Below are 3,566 nucleotides of genomic sequence, written 5' to 3' on the forward strand. Positions count from 1 at the left end.
CCTTTGTTCATAGCTGTTTCCTGGCACTGATAACAAAACATTGACATTTATTTTCCTCCTATATATTTAAAATAGCAATAAGAATTATTCAACTGGAGCGATACATTCTACTGGGCATACCCCTGCACAAGCACCACAATCAATACATGTGGCCTCATCGATCTTTCTTTTTCCATCTGCGACCTCAGAAATACATTCTACCGGACATACTGGTTGACATGCACCACAAGCGATACAGTCAACTTCATTTATTCTATAAGCCATGTTTTCACCTCCCTATTTTTGTCTAAAACTACCAATAATATTACTCTAACAATCTATTTTATCAAAATTAAAATGCTATAAGTGAACTGAAACAAATGATTAAATTACACTGAAATCATCTTTAGATGCCCCACAGAGAGGACATACCCAATTATCAGGAAGGTCTTTAAACTCAGTTCCAACAGGGATATCGCTGTCAGGGTCTCCTACATTAGGATCGTAAATATATCCGCATGGATTACAAAGCCATTTTTCAGATGGTGGAGCTTTTTTTTCATCCTCAATTGCCTCAAATTCTTCTTTAGAGGCTTGACAGAAGGGACATACCCAATCTGTTGGCAGATCTTCAAAAGGAATATCATCAAGACTTTCCTCAACTTCTAACATATCTATGAAGGCAAGCATACTTCCATTTGGTAGGCCGTCTCTGATTTTAGCATCCATATTTTCGTAGATATGTCCACACTTTTTACATTTCCAACCTTTCATTTTTAACCTCCTGACTTTTATTTTTTAAATTAATCTACCCGTAAGATTATACTGAATTTAACTTTAAATCCTCTAATAAGTACGGAGCCCAAACAAGATATGCGATGATATTTCTACTGGCACCACAAGGATATATTCTTGTCTCGTGTATAAGTCGTATAAAGGGAGAACAGGAAGATGACATTCCACTACCTCTAGATAAAGAGGAAATAGATGGCTTTGTACGAGGTGGTCTAAGTGAAGAGAGCTTTGAAGCCTATGATGATACCCAAGAACCACTTGTTCCTCATTTCTTTGCTGGCTACAAGAAGTAAGTAGTGACCGAATTACAAAATAGTATTTTCTCTAATTAAATGTAAATTAAAGTCTAGGACTTCAAAATATAATATCCAATATGTTTGAGGACCAGAATAAATAGGATTCTTCTGTTTATTCAAAAATAACTTTAGACATATGGCGTTAGAAAATAATTTCTTATATTTTTAATAAACTCTAAAGGATATGAAAAATTATACTGTAATAAATATTAAAGGAAGTTTAAACGTTGAAAAATCTACAATGAAAAATACATAGTAAAATAGACAAATCATCATTTTATAAAAATTAAATTCTCCAATGTATAGCAAATATAACTAGGGAGGAATCTAAAATTAAAACCAGTTAAAAACATAACTTTATAAAAAGCAAATGACAGAAATACCATCATAAAGTCCTCCCTCAGAAAATTGGACGACCATAAAAAATGAAATATAAATTTCTTTTTCATGGCACATAAGGAGGCGGTTATTTATGGCAAAAATTACTAATGATTTAATGGCCATTATTAACATTTTAAACTACATGGGGGAACTTTCGGAATATAAAAACACTTCTGAGTTTCTTTACAATTCAGACCATACGACATTTAACAATTCACTTCCTATCTTTATTAAAATAGGAACAGCATCAAGAAAAGTTAGTAATAGGATAATAGAAAGATATACCAAAGTTCCATGGAAGACAATGAAGGATTTTATAAATATTTATGATTCAGATTGTGAATTATTAAATAGGACTGTTATACATGATTTGATCGAAAATAAACTACCGTGTGCAGTGGAAGTTTTGGAAAAAATCGTATCAAAAGAACTAAATGAAAAGAACTTTTCTTTTAAAGAATATAAAACTTTTTCCTCAAGTCAAATCTATAATTACGTTAATTTCAATCGAATCAACGCTAACCTTTTACAATTAAAAATAAGAGATCTCTTCCATGAAAATACCTGGCAGAGATTATAAATTATTATTTAAGTTTAAGCTCAAAGAATAAGGATCTCAGATCCTTATTCTTTTTTTATATAGAAACTTTAAAAATTGGAAGATATTTATTAGTATGTAATATTCGGTATATAAAAAACTTAGCAGAATTCCAAGGAACTCTTACTATTGAAAATAATATAGATTCAACAGGATCTGCTAAAAAGAATATAATATTATTAGAAAAAATTAAAAATTTTAGCAACGAGTTTAGAATAAAACCTTAAGATAAAAAGGAATAAATAATTTTAAAAATACTTTAAGAAGAGAATCCACTAACTCCTAAAACAACTCCAGAAGCAAAATCTCAGAGTATCAGAAACCAGCAGAATGACAATCAAACATAGTATTTAAAAGATGATTCATTAAAAAATATTAATCTTATATTTTTTTTCGTATTGCAATTTTTTGAAAAAAATATTAAGATAAAATAACTGACTTATTATTATTCTATAGGTCTGGACAATTAATTATAGATTAATTAGACATTAACACAGGGAGAGTTTCTCATGAAGACAGTAGTTCAGATATTTGGAAAAGACTCAAAGAAGGTTCCGGATTTACTCAGAAAAATAGCTGATGAAATAGAAAGAGGAGAAGCAGGATCAAATTGTCTGGAAGATGATTATTGTTATGATTACCTTATGGAAGAAGAGACTTATTATAGAAAATTCTTAGTTTATTCAAATAAAGAAATGATTGATTCAAACGGAAAAATTAAAAAAGAAGCCAAGATACTTGGAATAGCGTTTGGTTTATGCCCACATGATGCCTTTGAAAATTTTTATGTAAAAGATAAAACAATTCAAAACATTGTAGTCAGAGAAGTACTTGGAAATCCAGAATATAAAACCTTAACAGAAGAAGAAATAGATGAATTTTAATAGTAAACCCCTTCTCTTCTGAATCTATAAGAAAATGTAGTGAACTTAAGTTGGCTCGTTTTTTATCTTAATTTAGGACTGTATTATAGATAGCTTTTATTTCTTCGTGACATTTTAAAAATATATCTACAAGTTCAGGATCAAAATCCTTTCCTTTTCCATCTTTTATAATCTCAACAGTCTTCTCATGAGTAAATGGCTCTTTATATGTTCTCTTTTTTCTGAGAGCATCATAAACATCTGCAATAGCGACAATTCTAGCCTCTATAGGTATTTCCTTTTCAGAAAGCCCTCTATACCCCTTACCGTTCCATTTCTCATGGTGATATCTTATGATATTTTCCCCCATTTTTGAAAATCCAAATTTATTTATAAGGTGGTAACCTATTTCAGTATGCTCTTTTACTACCTCAAATTCATCTGGTGTAAGTTTTCCTGGTTTATTCAAGATATCTCCTGGAATCCCTACTTTTCCCAGATCATGTATCTTAGCAAAAAATTCTATTTGATTTACTTTAGATTCAGAAAAACCTGACTTTTTCGAAAGTAGAGCTGAGATATCTCCTACCATTTTTAAATGGAATAAAGCTTCGCTTGCATCTAAAGCATGAAGTTTTATAAGAAGATTTTCTA

Annotated in this window: 6 protein-coding genes; 3 read left to right on the plus strand and 3 right to left on the minus strand. The window is 30.3% G+C overall.

Annotation, left to right across the window (positions count from 1 at the left end):
* Nucleotides 1-84: 84 nt before the first annotated feature.
* Together ABZA26_RS10420 and ABZA26_RS10425 are read right to left on the minus strand one after the other, a co-directional pair.
* Nucleotides 85-264 carry an indolepyruvate ferredoxin oxidoreductase subunit alpha gene (locus ABZA26_RS10420; protein ID WP_372714463.1) on the minus strand — a complete coding sequence of 60 codons (180 nt, stop codon included), beginning with the start codon at nucleotides 262-264 and terminating at the stop codon, nucleotides 85-87.
* A 99-nt stretch (nucleotides 265-363) separates the two neighbouring features.
* Nucleotides 364-753 (minus strand): rubredoxin, encoded by a 390-nt coding sequence (locus ABZA26_RS10425; protein ID WP_372714464.1) that lies wholly within the window; start codon nucleotides 751-753, stop codon nucleotides 364-366.
* A gap of 104 nt (nucleotides 754-857) precedes the next feature.
* Here ABZA26_RS10425 and ABZA26_RS10430 point away from each other — a divergent pair, with 104 nt between their 5' ends.
* From ABZA26_RS10430 to ABZA26_RS10440, 3 genes are all read left to right on the plus strand, one after another.
* A complete protein-coding gene (locus tag ABZA26_RS10430; RefSeq protein WP_372714465.1) occupies nucleotides 858-1,067 on the plus strand; it encodes a hypothetical protein in 210 nt (69 codons plus the stop codon).
* Between the two features lie 475 nt (nucleotides 1,068-1,542).
* Nucleotides 1,543-2,031 (plus strand): hypothetical protein, encoded by a 489-nt coding sequence (locus ABZA26_RS10435; protein ID WP_372714466.1) that lies wholly within the window; start codon nucleotides 1,543-1,545, stop codon nucleotides 2,029-2,031.
* Nucleotides 2,032-2,558: 527 nt separating this feature from the next.
* On the plus strand, nucleotides 2,559-2,933 hold the full coding sequence (locus ABZA26_RS10440; RefSeq protein WP_372714467.1) for a hypothetical protein: 375 nt from the start codon (nucleotides 2,559-2,561) through the stop codon (nucleotides 2,931-2,933).
* A 67-nt stretch (nucleotides 2,934-3,000) separates the two neighbouring features.
* On the opposite strand, the gene ABZA26_RS10445 is transcribed toward ABZA26_RS10440, so the two are convergent.
* Nucleotides 3,001-3,566 (minus strand): HD-GYP domain-containing protein (locus tag ABZA26_RS10445; protein ID WP_372714468.1); only part of this gene is annotated, 566 nt, incomplete at its 5' end.

The organism is Ilyobacter sp. (assembly GCF_041583315.1).
GTDB lineage: Bacteria > Fusobacteriota > Fusobacteriia > Fusobacteriales > Fusobacteriaceae > Ilyobacter.